Origin of the sequence: Acinetobacter sp. NIPH 2699 (assembly GCF_022549355.1) — a bacterium.
Taxonomy (GTDB): Bacteria; Pseudomonadota; Gammaproteobacteria; order Pseudomonadales; family Moraxellaceae; genus Acinetobacter.
The window spans coordinates 144818-163172 of sequence record NZ_JAKZGL010000005.1 but is presented as its reverse complement, the minus strand read 5'-3'; the positions used below and the strand labels follow the sequence as shown (position 1 = coordinate 163172).

Sequence of the window (18355 nt, the reverse complement as noted above, 5' to 3'; positions counted from 1 at the left end):
GCCTATAAATACGCGATCAAAAAAATTAACTGTGTTTCGTAGAAGCAGGCTCTATATCAATGGTTTTTTTCTCACCCACAACCTCTTGATCTTCATCCGTAAACGACTCATTTTGCTCTACTTTTAAAGCTGGCTGTTGCTCAGTATGCTCATGTTCTACAACATATTGCTCAGCAAGCTGCTGAATGCCGTGCTCTACTTTGTCATTAGTTTGTGCTTGCGTCGGCACGTCTTCTTTCAATTGAACAGTTACGTTGGTAATCACATTATTTTTCACATCATCCGATACGATTGCTTGATGTGATTCCCCCCCTGTAGCGTTCAGCAATTTTGGACTGGCCTTTCTCAACAAAGCTTCAGCCTTATAATAAGCCTCTAATGGTGAAATCTTTTCCGTTGGATGTTCAGTTAGATAGAAACGCGCTGCACCAAACACCGATTGAGATTTATGTCCAACATCTTCCAAAAATCTCCAACTATAAAAACCGCCCAATACGGCACCAGCAACTGGAGTCAATTTACCAATGACCGACACTTGAGGAATATGATTCAACCAGCCCCATTTAAATTGCCCTTGTTCATCCACCAACCATTTCTTGACGAGTTCAATATCATTATTTGAACCCAATAGTTGTTGAAATTGCTGCAAATCATGAGTTTCCAGCATAGATTTAAGTGCTTTTAAAGCGAGTAATAATGTCTGTTTCTCGGCAACGATGCCCAAATCAATTTCTTTAAAAATAAAAGCAACAACGTCTTGATCAATTTCCTCTGTCAGGTCAAACCCATGAGAACGGCCTGTTTGATAAATTGTTCTAAGTGCCAAAACGATTGAAGCAGGAATATCAATGGCTGCACCCCATATACCAGTAGCCCCGGTTACGAAACCCTGAGCAGTAGCCAACAATTTATTTTGTTCAATCAATGCCTGACTTAAACGCTGTGAGCGACCCGTATCCTTCGTCAACTCCGCGACTTCTGTTACTCCAGCTTCCTCAAGGATTTTTTCAGTCATTGAGCTATTTGAACTAAATTCATTTAACCACTGAAACAAATAGTCTGAAACTTTTTCACTTAAATCAGGGGAGATAAAAGAGGCCACATTGTTGACCTTGGTGTAATGACGGCCCAACAATTGATGCGATAACTTGGGAAATTGTTGACGCAACATTTGTTGTGGACTTTCATATTTTTCCACCTCAAACGGACTCTTCAAACGTGCATTTCCTTCAATCACCTTGGATGAATCAAGACCTGCCGTACCAGAAGTCGTTGGGGCAACTTGTAATTTTTGCAATTCCGAACTGAGCTTTTTAGCCACTCCAAAGGCTTGTGCAAATAAACCCGAAGATGGTTTGTTTTTAGATTTTGTCATCAAGTACCTCTGTTCTATATTCTGTGCATTTCTAGGTAAATACTAGGTTGAATACAGATTTATCTCAATGTTTATCTGTATACTTTCATCATGTTTCTGTTCAACATCCCTGACCATTACGAATATTTACACAATCGAAAATAGACATAAAATTTGCCATAAGAAATAAAAAACCTTTCTGTTATCATGATGTCATTCACTCATAAGCCGTTTTAATCATTATATTCTCCTCGTTATTGTTCATAGCGATGATAGACAAGGCTTAGTATTACCATAAAAGGGATCAGTAAATGAAACGTGTTGTAATCACTGGTATGGGCATCAATTCATGCATCGGTAACTCTTTAGAAGAGGTCACTCATTCGTTAAAAAATGGAATCTCTGGGACACGTTTTAACCCAACTTATGCCGAACTAAACTTTAAAAGCCATGTCAGCGCAGCCGCAGAACAAGATTTTGATGGTATTGACCGTAAAGTAAAACGCTTTATGGGCGTTTGTGCGATGTATGCCTACAATGCCGCTGTGGCAGCAGTAGAACATGCAGGACTTAAACAAGAAGATTTAGCCAACAACCCTCGCTATGGTATTGCGGGTGGTAGTGGTGGCAACTCAACAGCATCTGTTGTTGAAATGACAGAACTGCTTAAAGAAAAAGGTGCTCGTAAAATTGGTCCGTTCTTCGTACCACGTAATATGAGTAACACCATCACAGCCAATGTCGGCGTTGCATTTAAATTACAAGGTGTTGCCCACTCAATTACCAGTGCATGTGCAACATCTGCTGATGCAATTGGTTATGCCTACAACCTCATTCAATTGGGTAAACAAGATCTGATGCTTGCTGGTGGTGGTGAAGAAGATCACTGGTCACAAAGTTTACTCTTTGATGCAATGGGTGCGCTGTGTTCAAAATACAATGACACACCTGAAACTGCTTCACGCCCCTACTCAAAAGATCGTGATGGCTTCGTGATCGCGGGTGGTGGTGGTTTTGTAATATTAGAGTCACTCGAACACGCCCAAGCACGCGGTGCAAAAATCTTAGCTGAAGTCGTTGCTTATGCCGCAAATAGTGATGGTGCAGACATGGTTGCGCCAAGTGGTGAAGGTGCAACGCGTTGTATTTTGATGGCACTTGAAGAAGCAAAACAACATGGCGTAGATCAAGTGAATTACGTCAATACCCACGGTACCTCTACCCCAGCGGGTGATGTCACGGAACTTAAAGCTATGGAACGTGCTTTTGGCGCAGGGCAAGTTCCACCATTAAGTTCAACCAAGTCGATGACAGGTCATAGCTTAGGTGCGGCTGGCGTTCAGGAAGCAATTTATTCGGTATTGATGATGCAAAATGACTTTATTGCACCAAACATCAATGTCACAGAGCTTGATGAAGGCGCTCAAGGTTTCGATATTGTACTTGAAAAACGTGATGCAAAACTGAATACTGTAATGAGTAACAGTTTTGGTTTTGGCGGCGTTAATGCTTGCCTTATTTTCAAGAAGTGGGATGCATAATCCCACCTAGGATTATCGATGGATGCACCTTCTGATGCTTTCTTGTGGGTAAAAGCATTACATATTATTGCTGTGGTATGTTGGTTCGCTGCTTTGTTCTACTTACCACGTCTTTATGTTTATCATGCCATGAGTGAAGATGCGATCAGTCACCAGCGCTTTGAAGTGATGGAGCGCAAGTTATATCGTGGCATTATGTGGCCCTCTATGATTGCCACATTAATCACTGCCCATTTCCTTGTGGATTGGGGAGATGCAACCAGACATTACCATGAGGCATTATGGTTTTATCTGAAAGTAGGTTTGGTTGGTTTATTGGTGATTTACCATTTTGTGTGTGGTTATTACCGCAAAAAGCTGATTGGCAATGCTCACTACAAATCGCATAAGTTTTGGCGCGTCTTTAATGAGATGCCAACCCTACTTTTATTTGCGATCATCATTTTAGTTGTTGTAAAACCTCAGTTCTAACTGAGGTTTTTTTTGCTTCATTGAATAGTGAGGCAACTATCCTGATTCCAATCTATCTTCTTCAAATAAGGACTACGGATACAAAGTTCATGCTGCGTTTGATAAAACGTATACCCATCCTTATTTAAATTTAATTGCTCTAAATCCCACTCTTTTCCGCCATGTAATACATTAAAAACACGTATTTTATGATCTAGAAGTCTTGATCTCACAATATAGTCAACAAAACTTGGACTCCCGATATTCACAAGAATATTGCCGATATAGTTTTTGAGCTTAAATAGCTGTTGCTGATCCTGTTCTTGCTTCCCAATTAAATTCACTTCTGCTTTAAATTTCAGATACGGAGACTCAGACAATGCAATATAAGGTTGATATTGACGAGCAAACTGATTGATCGTCATGTTTGGTAGAAAAAATAAATTTGATTTTCCAATGAAACCCATAGCGGATGAATTATCAATAACCTCACTATGACTAGAAGCATTTTTTATATCATTTTCATAGCTCGGTAAACCTGTTGTTATGAACCGTAGCTCACCAGCAAAGACCTTTCGATAAGAAAATTGCTGCTTCGTCATTGGCATCACATTCACCTGAGAATCGACTTCATCCACTAAAAAATGAAGGAGTGTAAGTGATGAATCAATCATTCTGTATAATAGCATTTTATAAATCAAACTTGTGGTATCTGCATAGATCAACATCAACTGATCAATATAGCTTTTTAACAATACTGCATCCCGATCCATCGCTAATTTTGAAATATATAGGTAATGAATATTCATCATATTCGAATAATCCAGCAGGGCTGAGTTTGCTGGCAATGACAAATCACGATAATTCTTTTGATGTATCAAATTTAGATATCTTTGAACCAAATATTGATTCTTTTCAAAGCTTAAATTCAATTGCTGTTTATTCTTCGCTAATAATTCTAGATCAATCCCCTTATCTCGATCCTTAGACAAATTTGCTAACAGTTCTTTGCTATGCCCATCAATACCTGAACCTTTAAATTTTTGAGCAATGTTTAATTCCAGACGATTCTGAGCATCCCATTCACTCAAAGGCGCTGTAAAATAATATGCCCAATACTGATGATAACGCAGCCGCCCCAAAAGCATAGGATCAATATTCTGTTTTGCATCAAGTCCCAAAGCAAGAAAATATGGATGCTCCGTCAAATCAGATTGATAATCCTGCTGTAAAGCAAACAACTCATGAGTGGTATCATTGAGTGGTTCATCATGTTGCAACCACAGTATGAAAATAGTAATGAACAATACCCCAATCATAGCAACAAATAAAAATGGCTTTAATTTTTTCAAAGAATCCCCCATATTGAATAATCGTCATTGCATTTCGCAAACGCTAAGAAATAATTTTTATGAATATTTTAATAATATCATAGGCATATAAAATATATAGGAGATGAGTAAAAGACCATGTTCAACAAAATGTATCGCTTTACTCAAGACCTATATTTTCAATTCATCTTCTATATGGCTAAAATCCTGAAAGTAGATCAATTTCAATATCGTGGATTGACGCAAGCTGAGATCGAGATGGCACGACCGATCTTTGGCAATCTCATCGACTATTCACAAATTAAAATCTTTAATATCCCCTACCTGCCTTGGCAACCCATCAATATTTTTATTGCGCCAAATGGCAACTTATTTGTACATCAACAATATTTTTATCCTGATTATTCAAACTGCCCTATTCATTTACAGGCAATCTTTATCCACGAACTTACCCACATCTTACAACATCAACAACATACCAATGTCATCGTTAAAGGTGCAATTTTACAATTGGGCTATTATTTAAGCTTTAAAAAATACAATCCCTACCGCTACCAATTTATATCAGGCAAAGACTTTAGTGATTACAACATTGAACAACAAGGTGATATTGCCCGCGATATTTTTCTGAAGAAAATCCCCAATATTATTCTGACAAAATAAAAAGCCCTGTCATTTTATCTACAGGGCTTTTTATTTGAGTAAATCGCAATCAACGTTATGCAATAGAGCCTTTGCGAGTTTCAGATTTGAGTTCATGACTATCATCCATTTCAGTCGTAAAATCCACACGCATAGCATCTTTAACAATTGTGCCTACACGTCCTATACCAATTGCTAATCCAAACGCAACGACAGGAAATAAAATTACTGGAACTATCATTGTTGTTACCTCTCTAATTTAATTTATAGGTGACAGCTAAAATCGTATTAATTCGATTCATCTTGCTTTTGCAATATAACTGTCCCGACACGCCCAACAACAATTGCTAAAGTTGCTGCCACGACTGGAAATAATATAATTGACATACTCGTCTCCTTAAAAATGGTTAAACAAGATCAAACTTGTTGTTCTTTAGATTGCAATAAAATCGTACCTAAACGCCCAACAACAATCGCTAGAACTGCTGCGATGATCAGAAAAAATAAAATTGACATATGTGTTACCTCTCTTTTGTTTATTCACCACATGCTAGGACTTTCATCACAGTGTACATGTGTTCACATTAATTGGGATAATAGCAGTGCACGGATGTACACTCAAGTGTCGCAAAGAGATTCCCGACGAACGGTATAAAAAATAAACACAAACCAATAAAGCATTGAATAAATTAAATTAATAATTTTATAAACTTACATATAAATAATAATTACACTCATTTTCTTATCATTTTTTATTTTTAAAAGAATTTAAAGCTGATTTTTTCTCGTCATTGATATGTCATTTGCACCTGAGAAAATGGCATGAAAAAACTCAAGGTGCATAATTAAAGCAATTCACAATCACACGGCATAATCACAAAAACGCTCAAAAATGCGAAAATCCACCAATATATCTTCGTATTTTATACAGAAAAACTTGTTATTTTTACGCAGAAAAATGTGCATTTAGTATATATTAGTGAACTTATGATTTCTCTTTTAGATATAGAATGTTTGGCGCTATGATATGCACATGTTTTTAAAACTATACTTATATAAATCAAAAACTTGTATATCAGCATCTGTTAAGACTCAGGATTAGGTTTGAATGAAAAATTTTAAAATTGCCCTTGCTCAATTCTCTCCGCATATTGGCAATATTGACGCAAATACTCAAAAGATGGTTGAGCAAGCTCATTTAGCGAAACAACAACAGGCTGATTTAATCATCTTCCCTGAACTATCAACACTCGGTTACCCTGCCGAAGATTTGATACTTCGCCCAAATCTACAAAAACGCACCCAAAAAGCATTTGCTCAATTAAGTGAAGTCAAAGATATCGTGATGGTATTCGGTTTTGTACATCAAACTGAAGACGGCCATCGTTATAACTCTGCCGCAGTCATGAAGAATGGACAAGTTTTAGGCATCTACAATAAACACAATCTCCCAAATTACGGTGTGTTTGATGAGCGTCGCTACTTCCAAGAAGGTCATCAACATCTGGTGTTTGAATATCTGGGACATAAATTTGGTGTCCTGATCTGTGAAGATGTATGGTCATTGAATACAGTAAAGCAACTCAGCCAACTCAATGTTGAAACTGTACTCATCCTCAATGCCTCTCCTTATGAAGTCGGTAAACCACAACATCGCATTCAAACCTTGAATGAGCTTGCAAAACAATTAAGCTTAAATATTGTTTATGTAAACCAAGTTGGCGGACAAGATGACTTGATTTTTGATGGTTCAAGTTTTGTTAGCAATAACAATGGACAACTGGCACTACAAGTTCCAAGTTTCCAAGAAACCGTTGCTTTTGCCGAATACGATGCGGAACAAAAGCAATTTAAAACCACAGATGCGATTCCTGCATTAGAAACTTTTGCTGAGATTTATCAGGCTTTGGTCATGGCAACCCGTGACTATGTGCAACGTTCAGGCTTCCCAGGTGTGATTTTAGGTTTATCGGGTGGAATTGATTCTGCGTTAACGCTTGCCATTGCGGTGGATGCGATTGGTGCCGATAAAGTTCAGGCAGTGATGATGCCTTATACCTACACCTCACAAATGAGTGTAGAAGATGCAACAGAACAAGCGCGTCGTATGGGTGTGACATTTGGTATCGCTGAAATTCACCCAATTGTAAACAGCTTCATGCAAACCTTATTTCCATTCTTTGGCAACTCACCTGCCGATGCAACCGAAGAAAATCTACAAGCCCGTACTCGAGGTACCTTGTTGATGGGCTTATCCAATAAATTTGGTAATCTCGTCCTTTCTACAGGTAACAAATCTGAAATTTCAGTCGGTTATTGTACCTTGTATGGCGACATGGTTGGGGGCTTCTCTGTACTAAAAGACGTCTATAAAACCATCGTATTTGAACTTGCAAAATATCGTAATACATTAAGCGAAACACCTGTTATTCCAGAACGTGTGATCACTCGCCCACCATCAGCAGAGTTACGTCCAGATCAAAAAGATCAGGATTCATTGCCTGCCTATGATGTACTTGATGCAATCTTATATGCTTATATAGAAGAAGATCTCAGCCAAGCAGACATTATTGCGAAAGGCTATAAAGCCGAAGTGGTAGAACAAGTCATTCGCTTGGTCGATCGTAATGAATATAAACGTCGTCAAGGCGCGATTGGACCACGTATTAGTTCGCGTGCTTTCAATCGTGAACGACGCTACCCTATCGTCAACGGATGGACCGCGAATGACTGAACAAATTGTTTCTGAAAAGTCACAATTACTTGCTCAAGCGCTTTTGCTTGAGCAAGTTACATTTTATAAAACCCAACTCACCACGCAACTGTCTGCTGATTTCTTTCAGCAATTCATTCAACTATTTTTACAACATGCACCCAATATTCAACTCAAAGAAGTCATTGAGTTAGAACAAATCCAAGCAGTTGTTAAACGCTACGCCTTTGAAATGCAGTTGGGTGCGGGTTTATTAGAATTTATTGGGGAAATCGCACAAAAACTTCATGTTTTTTCGCTACAGTCATCCGCACAATTGCAGGATGTATTTTCTGATCAACAATTTGAGATCTGGCTCTCTAAATTTCTAGAACTTGAAAATATTCGCCATTATCTGAATCACTTCTTAAAAGAAAGTCCATCTATTCAACAGCTATGCCAATACATCGCAACCACCACACTGCAAAATAAATTACCGAAACTCTTTACGCATACTGACGATGAAAATATCTCAGAAAGTAAATATGAATGGCAACAAAAACTTAAAATCTTCTCTCATCGTCAACAACAACGCATCGAGCATAAAATAGAAGAAAGTATTGCTCGTTTCATTCAAGAGCAACTTGTCGATCTAAGCCTCCTTTCAAATGATGATTTAGAAAGCCTTGCGCGTAATATTTGGGATGACAACAAAGCTAAACCGCTATCAGAGTATACCAAGCAAGTCACACCACTCGATGTCGAAGAATTCTTTGTCATGATCTATGAATATTGGAAAGAATTACGTCAATCCTCATTCCTTCAAGATCTCATTTTATATGGTGTAAAAGTCTTTTATGACTTCTATAAAGATGAAAGCTTAGCAGATGTTTTCATTGCGATTGGACTAGAAGAAAGCGATCTTCAAAATGAGGCTGTTCGTTTTTATCCAAAGGTCGTGGCTGCTTTAGACGAACATGGTGTTTTGGAACCGATCATCACCATGATTTTAAAACCTTTCTATGAAAATCCTCAAACTTTAGCCAGCATCGAAAAACATCTATAAAATTAAAGCCTGTTAATAAATCGCTTATTAACAGGCTTTTTACACAACGCATTCATCGTCTGTATATAAAATAATAGATAAAAAAAACCACGCAGGAGCGTGGTTTATAAAATGGTGGCTATGACGAGACTTGAACTTGTGACCCCCGCATTATGAGTGCGGTGCTCTAACCAACTGAGCTACATAGCCGTAAACTGTGAGCGCATTATCTAGTGTTCCTTATAGCTGGTCAAGCCTATGATCTTGAAAATACGAAGTATATGCACATTTTTTACGCGCTTAATTTTCAATTGTTCATTTTTCAGCAGATGCAGCAACCCATATTAAAATTCAGTCAATATTTCAAATAGATTGATTTAAAAAAACAAGAAATTAACGATTAGAATAACGGATTAAATCTTACAAAAGCAGCAGATAAAAAGAGACCACGCAGGAGCGTGGTCTATAAAATGGTGGCTATGACGAGACTTGAACTTGTGACCCCCGCATTATGAGTGCGGTGCTCTAACCAACTGAGCTACATAGCCGAAAACTGTGCGCGCATTATCTAAACTTTTACTACACACGTCAAGCACATTTTTCAAAAAATCTGGGAAGTGGGCCTGTAAGCCGGGTTCTGTCGAGGACGATCATTCCTCTAGGCGTACAATCACTCATACGCTCAAGCGACCTACCCGAATCCAGCACGGGCCGTGCCTCAGGATTCCTATTTGGTCTTGCTTCTGGTGGGGTTTACCTTGCCGTGAACTGTTACCAGACACGCGGTGCGCTCTTACCGCACCCTTTCACCCTTACCTCACGAATGAGGCGGTCTACTCTCTGCTGCACTTGCCGTCGGTTTTCACCGCCCAGGCGTTACCTGGCACCCTGCCCTATGAAGCCCGGACTTTCCTCCCCTGTTTCAGTCACGGAGACCTCCACAGCAGCGACCGTCCAGCCCACTTCGTCGCGCATATTATCAAAGTTCGAACTTAATTGCTCGATTTTTTTTGCGCTGTTAATTTTTTATATTTCTGCATGAGATCATCATGTGATTCGACATGCTGAGGATCCAATGGAATGCAATCCACTGGACAAAATAATTGACACTGTGGCTGATCAAAATGACCAATACACTCTGTACAAAGTGCAGGATCAATCTCATAAATCAGCTCGCCCATATAAATTGCTTCATTGGGACACACAGGTTCACAGACATCACAGTTAATACATTCATCTGTAATATATAAGGACACGTTACCAGCCTTGTTGATGTTTACGTTCAAAAGCCTCGACTACGACAGGAGGCACAAATTTAGCCACATCACCTTTTAAACGCGCAATCTCTCTGACCAAGGTCGACGAAATAAATGAATATTGCTCAGAAGGCGTTAAAAATACGGATTCAAATTGCGGATCAAGTTGACGATTCATATTTGCCAACTGAAACTCATATTCAAAGTCTGAAATTGCTCTTAAACCACGCAGTACCGCTGTCGCACGCTGTTCACGGAAAAAATTCACCAACAAACCATCAAAACCCACAAACTCCACATTATTTAAGTGACTTAATGATGTTTTGGCTAATGCCACACGCTCTTCTAAGCTAAACACTGGATTTTTATGATGACCAATCGCAATTGCAACAACCACTTCATCAAACATTTTTGATGCTCTTGCAACCAAATCAACATGTCCATTGGTAATTGGATCAAACGTCCCTGGATAAATCACACGTGTTTTAGACATGCGTTGTACTCTGCGTCAATGAGATAAGTTGGGTATTTTAACAAAAGTTCAGCATAAACGCGAAATTCCTAAATGATGGAAAAAGATTACGTTTTACGGCACAATAAGCACAATTGTGGAAGTTTGAATTATGGCGAAAGCAACAGTTGTAAAAAAACATAATGGTGGCACGATTGCTCAAAACAAAAGAGCACGCCACGATTACTTTATTGAAGAAAAATTTGAAGCAGGTATGTCTCTACAAGGCTGGGAGGTAAAATCTCTCCGCGCTGGTCGTATGAGCTTAACTGAAAGTTATGTGATTTTTAAAAATGGTGAAGCATTTTTATTTGGTGCACAAATTCAGCCGTTATTGTCTGCATCAACGCATGTCGTTCCAGAAGCAACACGTACGCGTAAGTTGCTCCTGTCTCGTCGTCAATTAGAACACCTCTTAGGTGCAGTCAACCAAAAAGGTTATACCTGTGTTCCTTTAGCCTGTTATTGGAAAGGTCATTTGGTCAAGCTAGAAATTGCACTGGTAAAAGGTAAGCAATTGCATGACAAACGTGCCACGGAAAAAGACCGTGACTGGCAACGTGATAAATCGAGAATGCTGCATAAGTAATAAAAAAGCCTTCAAATCATAATGATTGGAGGCTTTTTTATTACTTAAAAATTAAATTTATAAATGCTTTAACTTCACTTCCACTAAGTATTTTCCAAACTTTCGTGCCGTTTCCAAGTCACCTTCGGGTGGTGTGATTTCTACACTGGCATTATCCGACTGCGTCATTAACCCTAAGAAACTGGACATACGGTTAATATCTAATGGACTTCTTCCTGTTGGCATAAACGGTAGACCCGCCCATAACATGCCATGCTGCATCGCAAATAAATTAATTTGTTGTAAAACAGCTAACTTATCGCCACTCAGTCCACCACCATTGGTAAAGCCCGCAGCAAGTTTGCCCTGCCATGACCGTGCCAACCAACGCTTAGAAGAATCTTCCATAAACTGTTTTAATGCAGAGGTCAGACTCCCCATATAAGTCGGACAGCCCATGACCAGAATATCTGCTTGATCAAGCAATTCCCATTGTGGAGCAGCAACAGAAATCAGATGCACTTCTGCACCTGCTTGCTCTGCACCTTGTGCAATATATTGCGCAACTTTAGCCGTATGACCATACGGACTATGATAAATCACACAAACTTTAACTTTAGGAGTGTCTTGATCAATAACAAACATGGAAAATTTAAAAACCAATGAATTGAATCAAGTTTAACATTTTTCTCAGATGCTAGGCGAATCAACAATACAAAGGATGCGATTTATTGCATAAATACAAACGTCGCCATTCGTCCTGTTTTCGCATCACGGCGATGAGAAAAATAGTCTTGCGCTTGTTGGTAAGAGCATTGATCTCCCCCCACAATCGTTTCAACCCCCAAACCTTTGAGAATAAATCGCGCAATTGCATATAAGTCGGCTTGGTATTTACCATCAACTTGACCAGCAATAAAAGTGCTTTCCAATTCAGGATATTTTTCACAGAAAGCGGCTTTTACTTCCGCACCTACTTCAAAACAAGGTTGGCTAATCGCAGCACCTAACCATGCCCAAGTCGGCGGTGATTGCATTGCATTGACTGTATTTTCAACAATACCACTGGCCAAGCCACGCCACCCTGCATGGAGATTGGCAACTTCACTGCCCTCTGCATTGCCCAATACCACAGCTAAACAATCGGCTGTCATCATCATCAAAGCATGACCAGTACGCTGCGTTACCAAGCCATCCCCCTCAAGTGCGATAAATGGAATTTGCTCATTAATGGTATGACAGATGGTGCTATGCGTTTGGGTCATCCATGTCAGTTTATCCACCCCGAACTGTGACAACTCACGCAACAACACCATACGATGCTGTTGAACACGCTGTACATCATCATTGACATGCAACGCCAAATTAAATCCATAAAGATTTTTATTGTCTGTTGCAATCATTTGAGGATGTTCAATTCGTGTTTGCCCAACGTATACACCTCTAGGCAAACCTTGTACAAATTCCATGCCTTAACCCCTCAACACCGTTGCTTAATACGCCTCATTTTCACTACGAAGGACTTCGAGTAATTTAATAAAGTCTTCAGGCCATGGTGCTTCAAACATCATGTCTTCGCCCGTGCGTGGATGAACCAAACCAAGTTTAGCTGCATGTAAAGCTTGACGCTTAAAACCACGAAGCATATCAACCAATGTCTCTGAGGCACCCGCAGGCAAACGTACACGGTTGACATAAACTGGATCCCCGACGAGCCCATGTCCAATATAGCTAAAGTGCACACGAATTTGATGGGTGCGCCCTGTTTCCAATTGCGCCTGTACGCGAGTAAAATCTCGGAAACGCTCTTTCACATTGTAATGAGTAACAGCTTCACGCCCACCCGGTAAGATCGCCATTTTGACACGATCAACAGGATGGCGTTTGATTGGCTCGTCAATGGTTCCACCCGCAATGATATTGCCATAGGTAACAAGATCATAAATACGATAGACCGTTTTCTTTGCAAGTTGTTTACTCAGTGAAAATTGCGCTTCTAAGGTTTTCGCAACCACCAATAAACCACTGGTATCTTTATCAATACGATGTACTAAACCAGCTCGAGAAAGTTCCGCAAGTTTAGGGCAATGATAAAGCAAGGCATTGACCAGTGTTCCAGATGGATTACCCGCACCTGGATGAACCACCATGCCAATCTCTTTATTGATGACAATAATATCGTCATCTTCATAAACAATATTCAGTGGAATATTTTCAGGTTGGTTAGAAGTTTGCGCCTCAAGTTCAACTTCGAGGGTGAGCTGCTCATTGCCCTCACAGCGGTATTTGGGTTTAACCGTGTTACCATTTACCAACAGATGCCCGTCTTTCATCCATTGTTTTAGTTTTTCACGAGAAAACTCACTCCAAACCAAGGCTGCTACTTGATCTATACGTTGACCTAAATAGTCTTCATCAAGTTGAATTTGCAACGATAAACGTGTTGCAGTTGAGTCAGAAGTATGATTATCTGCATCGACAGATTCTTCGAGTAAGAAATCTGTTTCAGATAAGTTTGAATCGGAAGATTGTGCTGAAGTCATTTGATGATCGGTACAAAAATGGTTTAATACAACCATTGTAGCTCATTGCCCAGAATAACAGAGGAGTTTTTATGTCGCTACCACGTTATAAAATTACGATGCTTGCACTATCTTTAGGTGTAGCGTCTGCATTTGTGGGCTGTAGCAGCAATCCAAGCAAGAAAGAAGTGGTTGATCAAGGACCACAATCGAGTGAACAAATTTATTTTGAAAAAGCGCAAAAATCGCTAGATCGTAATCAATACACTGATGCTGTAAAATCGCTAGAAGCTTTAGATACCTACTATCCGACTGGGCAATACACGCAACAAGCGCAACTCGAACTGCTCTATGCAAAATTCAAACAAAAGGATTATGAAGGGACAATCGCACTTGCAGATCGTTTCATTCGCTTAAATCCTCAACATCCAAATATTGATTATGCTTACTATGTTCGCGGCGTTGCGAATATGGAAATGAATTACGATAGTTTGATTCGCTATACATCACTACAACAATCTCATCGTGATGTGAGCTATGTTAAAGTTGCATATCAAAACTTTGTCGATTTAATCCGTCGTTTTCCAAGCAGCCAATACTCAGTTGATGCGGCTCAACGGATGAAATTTATTGGTCAAGAACTTGCTGAAAGTGAAATGAATGCAGCACGTTTTAATATCAAACGTAAAGCATGGCTTGCTGCGGCTGAGCGTGCGCAATGGGTCATTGAACACTACCCTCAAACACCTCAAACACCAGAAGCGTTAGCAACACTTGCATATAGTTATGAAAAACTTGGCGATAAAGCAACGTCTCAACAATATATTGAAATATTAAAACTCAACTATCCAAACTTGGTCAAATCGAATGGTGAAGTGAATTTACGTGCTGCACGTAAAGAAGGCAGTTGGGTCAATCGCGCGACATTAGGTTTATTGGGACGTGAATCTCAAACGGTAGATACTGAAGAAAACAATGAACCCAAAACGGAACAACAACGCAGTTTAACCAATCGCTTGAGTTTCGGTTTATTCGACAAACCAGAAACTGAACAGATCAGCGAAGAAGATGCTGCAAATTAATTCTGAGATCATAATCTGATTCAGCAAACAGGCAAGTCACCCCTTGCCTGTTTTTCATTTTATGCAACAATGATTCATCACTTTATTGTTTTTACAAATACGTCCTACCCCAGTTTTAGATGGTTAAACACTCATGGCAATTCCACAGCATACGATTGATCAAATCTTAGATCGAACCGACATTGTCGATTTGATCGGTCAACGTGTGAAGTTAAAAAAGACAGGAAGAACCTATTCCGGCTGTTGTCCATTCCATCAAGAAAAAACACCATCTTTTCATGTTTACCGAGACAAGCAGTATTATCATTGCTTCGGTTGCCAAGCCAATGGCAATGCGATTCGATTCTTGATGGACATTGATAGTCGTAACTTTGTCGATGTGATGAAGGACCTGTCCAATAAAACAGGCGTCGAATTACCCAAAGACAATCATGATAATAAAAAACTTTCCTATAAGCGCAGTGCTCAAGTCGCGGTGAATCCACCAACACAAACACAAAATAATCCAACACCTGATGCAGTCGTCATTAATGATCCAACGGATGCTCATTTTGTCGATATGGATCGCTATATGGATGATCCTTTTGCCCAATTTGATCCATCATTTCACATGGATGAATATGTGCAGGAAGGAAATCTATATGACCTTTTGGAAAATGTGGCACAATTTTATGAACGCCAATTGCCAAACAGTCAAAAGGCACAAAATTATTTCAAACAACGTGGTTTATCTGCTCAAACCATTCAATTTTGGCGTTTAGGTTATGCGCCAGAAGATTGGCAACATCTTGAAAAAGCCTTCCCACAAGATATTGAAGGTTTAAAACAACTGGGCTTGATTCGTTCCAGTGATAGTGGTCGAGACTTTGATTTATTACGTGAACGGGTGATTTTTCCGATTCGCGATCATAAAGGACGTGTGGTCGGATTTGGTGGTCGTGCCTTAAATGACGACATTAAACCCAAATACATCAACTCGCCAGACTCCGAAGTCTTTCACAAAAACCAATTACTCTATGGTCTATACGAAGGACGTAAACTCAAAGCCAATGACTGGTTCATGGTTGAAGGTTATATGGATGTGATTGCCCTACAGCAGTATGGTATCAATGGCGCTGTTGCAACACTAGGAACTGCAAGTAACGCAGACCATTTAAATACCCTGTTTAAACAAAACTCTCGAATCACTATCGCCTTTGATGGTGATGCAGCAGGACAAAAAGCAGCACGACGCACCTTAGAAATTGCACTCCCACTACTCAATGATGGCCGTGAGTTAAAATTCTTTGTGCTGCCCAATGACCATGACCCAGACTCTTTAATTCGTCGTGAAGGCTTGGAAAACTTCCAGAAATTATTGCAACAAGCACCGCTCTTATCAGACTTCGTGTTTGCTCATTTGACTGGGCAACATGACGTCAGTACACCCGAAGGCAAAAGCTTGGTGATGGGTGAACTACGTGAGCTAACAGAATTGTTACCGAAACATGGATCATTCCGTTATTTGCTGACGCAATCTTTCCGTGAAAAGCTCGGACTTGGTAAGCGTTTTACCCCACAAATCAGTCATGATGCTTCTTTATCTTTTAACATTCATACCAAAGATGAAGATTTTGCGATTGCTATATTGATGCATCACCCATATCTCTATATTCACTTTGAAGAACTCCGCGCAGTGATTGATCAAACTGAATTATTAGCCAAAATTTTGGCGGCGCTGAATATTGTGTTTGATGATTTACCTGATGATCAAGAGTTAGCAACTTATTATGTACTTGGCGCGTGTAGTAGTTATAGCCATGAGCTTGCAGATATTATGCAGCGTACCAATATTCAATCACTCACTGAAGCACCTGAAATTGCAGATAAACTGGCGAAAGAATATGCTTTGAGCCTACAAGAAAAATATTTAAGATTAAAGCTTAAATCACCGATTTCTTTAATTGAATCGCGCAACTTACGCCAACAACTCAATGAACTGACGAAACAAATTAGCTTACGTTTATTGTCTTAGAAAAAGGTCTTACTGTCTCGGCTTACGTTCATGCTCAAAGACATCGTGCAGATGTTGTTGCAACCATTCGAAGTAGTCTGGATTTTCAGCTTTGGCAGCCTCTCTTAATAAAATCGAAGTAGGATGCATTAACTTTTGACTTAAACGATGTGCAAATTCTTGTAAGACCTGTTCAGGTGCATGACCATGTTGTAATAACTCTAATGCATGTGCCAATTCATGCTGACTCATTTCTTCGCTATGTTGGCGATAAGCTTGAATGGTTCCGCTCGCCTCTTTGACTTTTTGTTGGGTCATCAATTGCGTTGCCAATTGATTGACCATAATCTCAGCTTCAACAGCCGCCTGACGTCGTTGCGCTAAATTTTCTTCAATGACGCTTTGTAAATCATCAACACCATATAAATAAACGTTATCCAATGATTCTACTTTCGGATTTATATCACGTGGAACAGCTAAATCAACCATCAACATTTGCTGATAACGACGTTTTTTCAATGCGACTTTAACGTCATTATATTCAATCACTTGATGCAAGCTACCCGTACAACTCGAAATAACATCAGCTCTATGCAAATTTTGTGCTAATTCTTCAAAAGAAATAATTTCAACATCAGCTTGATGTGCAAGTTCCTGTGCCAATTGATCAGCTCGTTCTCGGCTACGATTGCAAATAATGATTTTTGCCACCCCCATTTCAGCCAAATGTTTTGCAACAAGGCTATTCATTTCACCGGCCGCAACCACCATCACTGTTAATTTTTCTGGATGACTAAACACCTGAGAAGCCAACTGGGCAACGGCATATCCCATTGAAACAGCATGGCTACCAACAGAGGTTTCTGAGCGAACTCGTTTCGCTGCATAAAACGCGTATTCAAAAATGCCATTTAACTCAGGAGAAATCGTTTCGGCACCTTTTGACAGGGCCAATGCACTTTTCACTTGTCCTAGAATTTGTGGTTCACCCAACATTAAGGAATCCAAACCACTTGCTACGCGCATCAAATGTGTAACAGCTTGAGCATTTTCATAACGATAAACATGATGAATCAACTGTTTAACATCAATATTATTCACTTGAGCAAGCCAGTTCAGGACGCTATCAGCATCCTCGGTCATGGCATACACTTCCGTCCGATTGCATGTAGACACCACCACCATATCGTTAAGCGCTGGATGTTGGTGCCGTTCAAGCAATAGCGTGGCTAATCGCTCTGCATTGAAAGCAATTTGTTCACGGAGTTCGACAGAAGCTGTCTGATGGTTGACACCCAGTGCAAAGAAAGACATATCAGATCATCATTTCGCTAAATTTATGTTATTGTGCAACATCGGTGTCATAAA

Annotated in this window: 17 protein-coding genes, 2 tRNA genes and 1 other RNA gene; 8 read left to right on the top strand and 12 right to left on the bottom strand. The window is 39.7% G+C overall.

Features of this window, described 5'->3' with window-relative positions; translation table 11 throughout:
- Positions 1-25: 25 nt before the first annotated feature.
- Entirely contained in the window at positions 26-1375 is a 1350-nt protein-coding gene (locus MMP72_RS07285; RefSeq protein WP_241315911.1) for an EcsC family protein, read from the bottom strand.
- Between the two features lie 290 nt (positions 1376-1665).
- Here MMP72_RS07285 and MMP72_RS07280 point away from each other — a divergent pair, with 290 nt between their 5' ends.
- Both MMP72_RS07280 and hemJ read left to right on the top strand, forming a co-directional pair.
- On the top strand, positions 1666-2895 hold the full coding sequence (locus tag MMP72_RS07280) for a beta-ketoacyl synthase N-terminal-like domain-containing protein (protein WP_241315909.1): 1230 nt from the start codon (positions 1666-1668) through the stop codon (positions 2893-2895).
- Positions 2896-2913: 18 nt separating this feature from the next.
- A complete protein-coding gene (gene hemJ, locus MMP72_RS07275) occupies positions 2914-3366 on the top strand; it encodes a protoporphyrinogen oxidase HemJ (protein WP_241315907.1) in 453 nt (150 codons plus the stop codon).
- A 17-nt stretch (positions 3367-3383) separates the two neighbouring features.
- On the opposite strand, the gene MMP72_RS07270 is transcribed toward hemJ, so the two are convergent.
- A complete protein-coding gene (locus MMP72_RS07270) occupies positions 3384-4697 on the bottom strand; it encodes a hypothetical protein (RefSeq protein WP_241315905.1) in 1314 nt (437 codons plus the stop codon).
- A gap of 129 nt (positions 4698-4826) precedes the next feature.
- On the opposite strand from MMP72_RS07270, the gene MMP72_RS07265 reads away from it, so the two are divergent.
- Entirely contained in the window at positions 4827-5339 is a 513-nt protein-coding gene (locus MMP72_RS07265; protein ID WP_241316081.1) for a hypothetical protein, read from the top strand.
- Between the two features lie 55 nt (positions 5340-5394).
- Here the strand turns inward: MMP72_RS07265 and MMP72_RS07260 are convergent, their stop codons facing one another.
- Complete coding sequence (locus tag MMP72_RS07260) at positions 5395-5559, bottom strand: hypothetical protein (RefSeq protein ID WP_241315903.1); 165 nt, start codon at positions 5557-5559, stop codon at positions 5395-5397.
- A gap of 867 nt (positions 5560-6426) precedes the next feature.
- Here MMP72_RS07260 and MMP72_RS07255 point away from each other — a divergent pair.
- Together MMP72_RS07255 and MMP72_RS07250 are read left to right on the top strand one after the other, a co-directional pair.
- Positions 6427-8052 (top strand): NAD+ synthase, encoded by a 1626-nt coding sequence (locus MMP72_RS07255; RefSeq protein WP_241315901.1) that lies wholly within the window; start codon positions 6427-6429, stop codon positions 8050-8052.
- Positions 8045-9076, top strand: coding sequence for a hypothetical protein (locus tag MMP72_RS07250; protein WP_241315899.1), 1032 nt, complete (start codon positions 8045-8047; stop codon positions 9074-9076). Before MMP72_RS07255 ends, MMP72_RS07250 begins: the two co-directional genes overlap by 8 nt.
- A gap of 112 nt (positions 9077-9188) precedes the next feature.
- Here MMP72_RS07250 and MMP72_RS07245 read toward each other — a convergent pair.
- The 5 genes from MMP72_RS07245 to coaD all read right to left on the bottom strand — a co-directional run bounded on the left by MMP72_RS07245 (position 9189) and on the right by coaD (position 10804).
- A tRNA-Met gene (locus MMP72_RS07245) sits at positions 9189-9265 on the bottom strand.
- Between the two features lie 261 nt (positions 9266-9526).
- Positions 9527-9603: transfer RNA gene (locus MMP72_RS07240), tRNA-Met, on the bottom strand.
- A 62-nt stretch (positions 9604-9665) separates the two neighbouring features.
- Positions 9666-10021: RNase P RNA component class A (gene rnpB / locus MMP72_RS07235), an RNA gene on the bottom strand.
- Positions 10022-10047: 26 nt separating this feature from the next.
- A complete protein-coding gene (locus MMP72_RS07230) occupies positions 10048-10311 on the bottom strand; it encodes a YfhL family 4Fe-4S dicluster ferredoxin (RefSeq protein ID WP_241315897.1) in 264 nt (87 codons plus the stop codon).
- A 1-nt stretch (position 10312) separates the two neighbouring features.
- Positions 10313-10804: a pantetheine-phosphate adenylyltransferase gene (gene coaD, locus MMP72_RS07225; RefSeq protein ID WP_004670066.1), complete on the bottom strand. Its 492-nt coding sequence runs from the start codon at positions 10802-10804 to the stop codon at positions 10313-10315.
- Between the two features lie 130 nt (positions 10805-10934).
- Between coaD and smpB the strand changes: the two genes are divergently transcribed.
- Entirely contained in the window at positions 10935-11411 is a 477-nt protein-coding gene (gene smpB / locus MMP72_RS07220; RefSeq protein ID WP_241315895.1) for an SsrA-binding protein SmpB, read from the top strand.
- A 57-nt stretch (positions 11412-11468) separates the two neighbouring features.
- Here smpB and MMP72_RS07215 read toward each other — a convergent pair whose 3' ends face one another.
- The 3 genes from MMP72_RS07215 to rluD all read right to left on the bottom strand — a co-directional run bounded on the left by MMP72_RS07215 (position 11469) and on the right by rluD (position 13933).
- Positions 11469-12035: a flavodoxin family protein gene (locus MMP72_RS07215; RefSeq protein ID WP_241315893.1), complete on the bottom strand. Its 567-nt coding sequence runs from the start codon at positions 12033-12035 to the stop codon at positions 11469-11471.
- Between the two features lie 83 nt (positions 12036-12118).
- Positions 12119-12859, bottom strand: a complete 741-nt coding sequence (pgeF, locus tag MMP72_RS07210) for a peptidoglycan editing factor PgeF (RefSeq protein WP_241315892.1) — start codon at positions 12857-12859, stop codon at positions 12119-12121.
- Between the two features lie 24 nt (positions 12860-12883).
- A complete protein-coding gene (gene rluD, locus MMP72_RS07205) occupies positions 12884-13933 on the bottom strand; it encodes a 23S rRNA pseudouridine(1911/1915/1917) synthase RluD (protein ID WP_241316079.1) in 1050 nt (349 codons plus the stop codon).
- A gap of 71 nt (positions 13934-14004) precedes the next feature.
- Here rluD and MMP72_RS07200 point away from each other — a divergent pair, with 71 nt between their 5' ends.
- Entirely contained in the window at positions 14005-14994 is a 990-nt protein-coding gene (locus tag MMP72_RS07200; protein WP_241315890.1) for an outer membrane protein assembly factor BamD, read from the top strand.
- Positions 14995-15127: 133 nt separating this feature from the next.
- Positions 15128-17008, top strand: coding sequence for a CHC2 zinc finger domain-containing protein (locus tag MMP72_RS07195; protein ID WP_241315887.1), 1881 nt, complete (start codon positions 15128-15130; stop codon positions 17006-17008).
- A 9-nt stretch (positions 17009-17017) separates the two neighbouring features.
- On the opposite strand, the gene hemA is transcribed toward MMP72_RS07195, so the two are convergent.
- Positions 17018-18301, bottom strand: coding sequence for a glutamyl-tRNA reductase (hemA, locus tag MMP72_RS07190; protein ID WP_241315886.1), 1284 nt, complete (start codon positions 18299-18301; stop codon positions 17018-17020).
- Positions 18302-18355: the final 54 nt, after the last annotated feature.

What these genes read in the sequence shown, in the direction of transcription:
- MMP72_RS07200 (WP_241315890.1), top strand. Translation starts at nt 14,005, where the DNA reads ATGTCGCTACCACGTTATAAAATTACGATGCTTGCACTATCTTTAGGT.
- MMP72_RS07255 (WP_241315901.1), top strand. Translation starts at nt 6,427, where the DNA reads ATGAAAAATTTTAAAATTGCCCTTGCTCAATTCTCTCCGCATATTGGC.
- MMP72_RS07285 (WP_241315911.1), bottom strand. Translation starts at nt 1,375, where the DNA reads ATGACAAAATCTAAAAACAAACCATCTTCGGGTTTATTTGCACAAGCC.
- coaD (WP_004670066.1), bottom strand. Translation starts at nt 10,804, where the DNA reads ATGTCTAAAACACGTGTGATTTATCCAGGGACGTTTGATCCAATTACC.
- rluD (WP_241316079.1), bottom strand. Translation starts at nt 13,933, where the DNA reads ATGACTTCAGCACAATCTTCCGATTCAAACTTATCTGAAACAGATTTC.
- MMP72_RS07260 (WP_241315903.1), bottom strand. Translation starts at nt 5,559, where the DNA reads ATGATAGTTCCAGTAATTTTATTTCCTGTCGTTGCGTTTGGATTAGCA.
- MMP72_RS07280 (WP_241315909.1), top strand. Translation starts at nt 1,666, where the DNA reads ATGAAACGTGTTGTAATCACTGGTATGGGCATCAATTCATGCATCGGT.
- hemA (WP_241315886.1), bottom strand. Translation starts at nt 18,301, where the DNA reads ATGTCTTTCTTTGCACTGGGTGTCAACCATCAGACAGCTTCTGTCGAA.
- pgeF (WP_241315892.1), bottom strand. Translation starts at nt 12,859, where the DNA reads ATGGAATTTGTACAAGGTTTGCCTAGAGGTGTATACGTTGGGCAAACA.
- MMP72_RS07265 (WP_241316081.1), top strand. Translation starts at nt 4,827, where the DNA reads ATGTATCGCTTTACTCAAGACCTATATTTTCAATTCATCTTCTATATG.
- hemJ (WP_241315907.1), top strand. Translation starts at nt 2,914, where the DNA reads ATGGATGCACCTTCTGATGCTTTCTTGTGGGTAAAAGCATTACATATT.
- MMP72_RS07250 (WP_241315899.1), top strand. Translation starts at nt 8,045, where the DNA reads ATGACTGAACAAATTGTTTCTGAAAAGTCACAATTACTTGCTCAAGCG.
- MMP72_RS07195 (WP_241315887.1), top strand. Translation starts at nt 15,128, where the DNA reads ATGGCAATTCCACAGCATACGATTGATCAAATCTTAGATCGAACCGAC.
- MMP72_RS07215 (WP_241315893.1), bottom strand. Translation starts at nt 12,035, where the DNA reads ATGTTTGTTATTGATCAAGACACTCCTAAAGTTAAAGTTTGTGTGATT.
- smpB (WP_241315895.1), top strand. Translation starts at nt 10,935, where the DNA reads ATGGCGAAAGCAACAGTTGTAAAAAAACATAATGGTGGCACGATTGCT.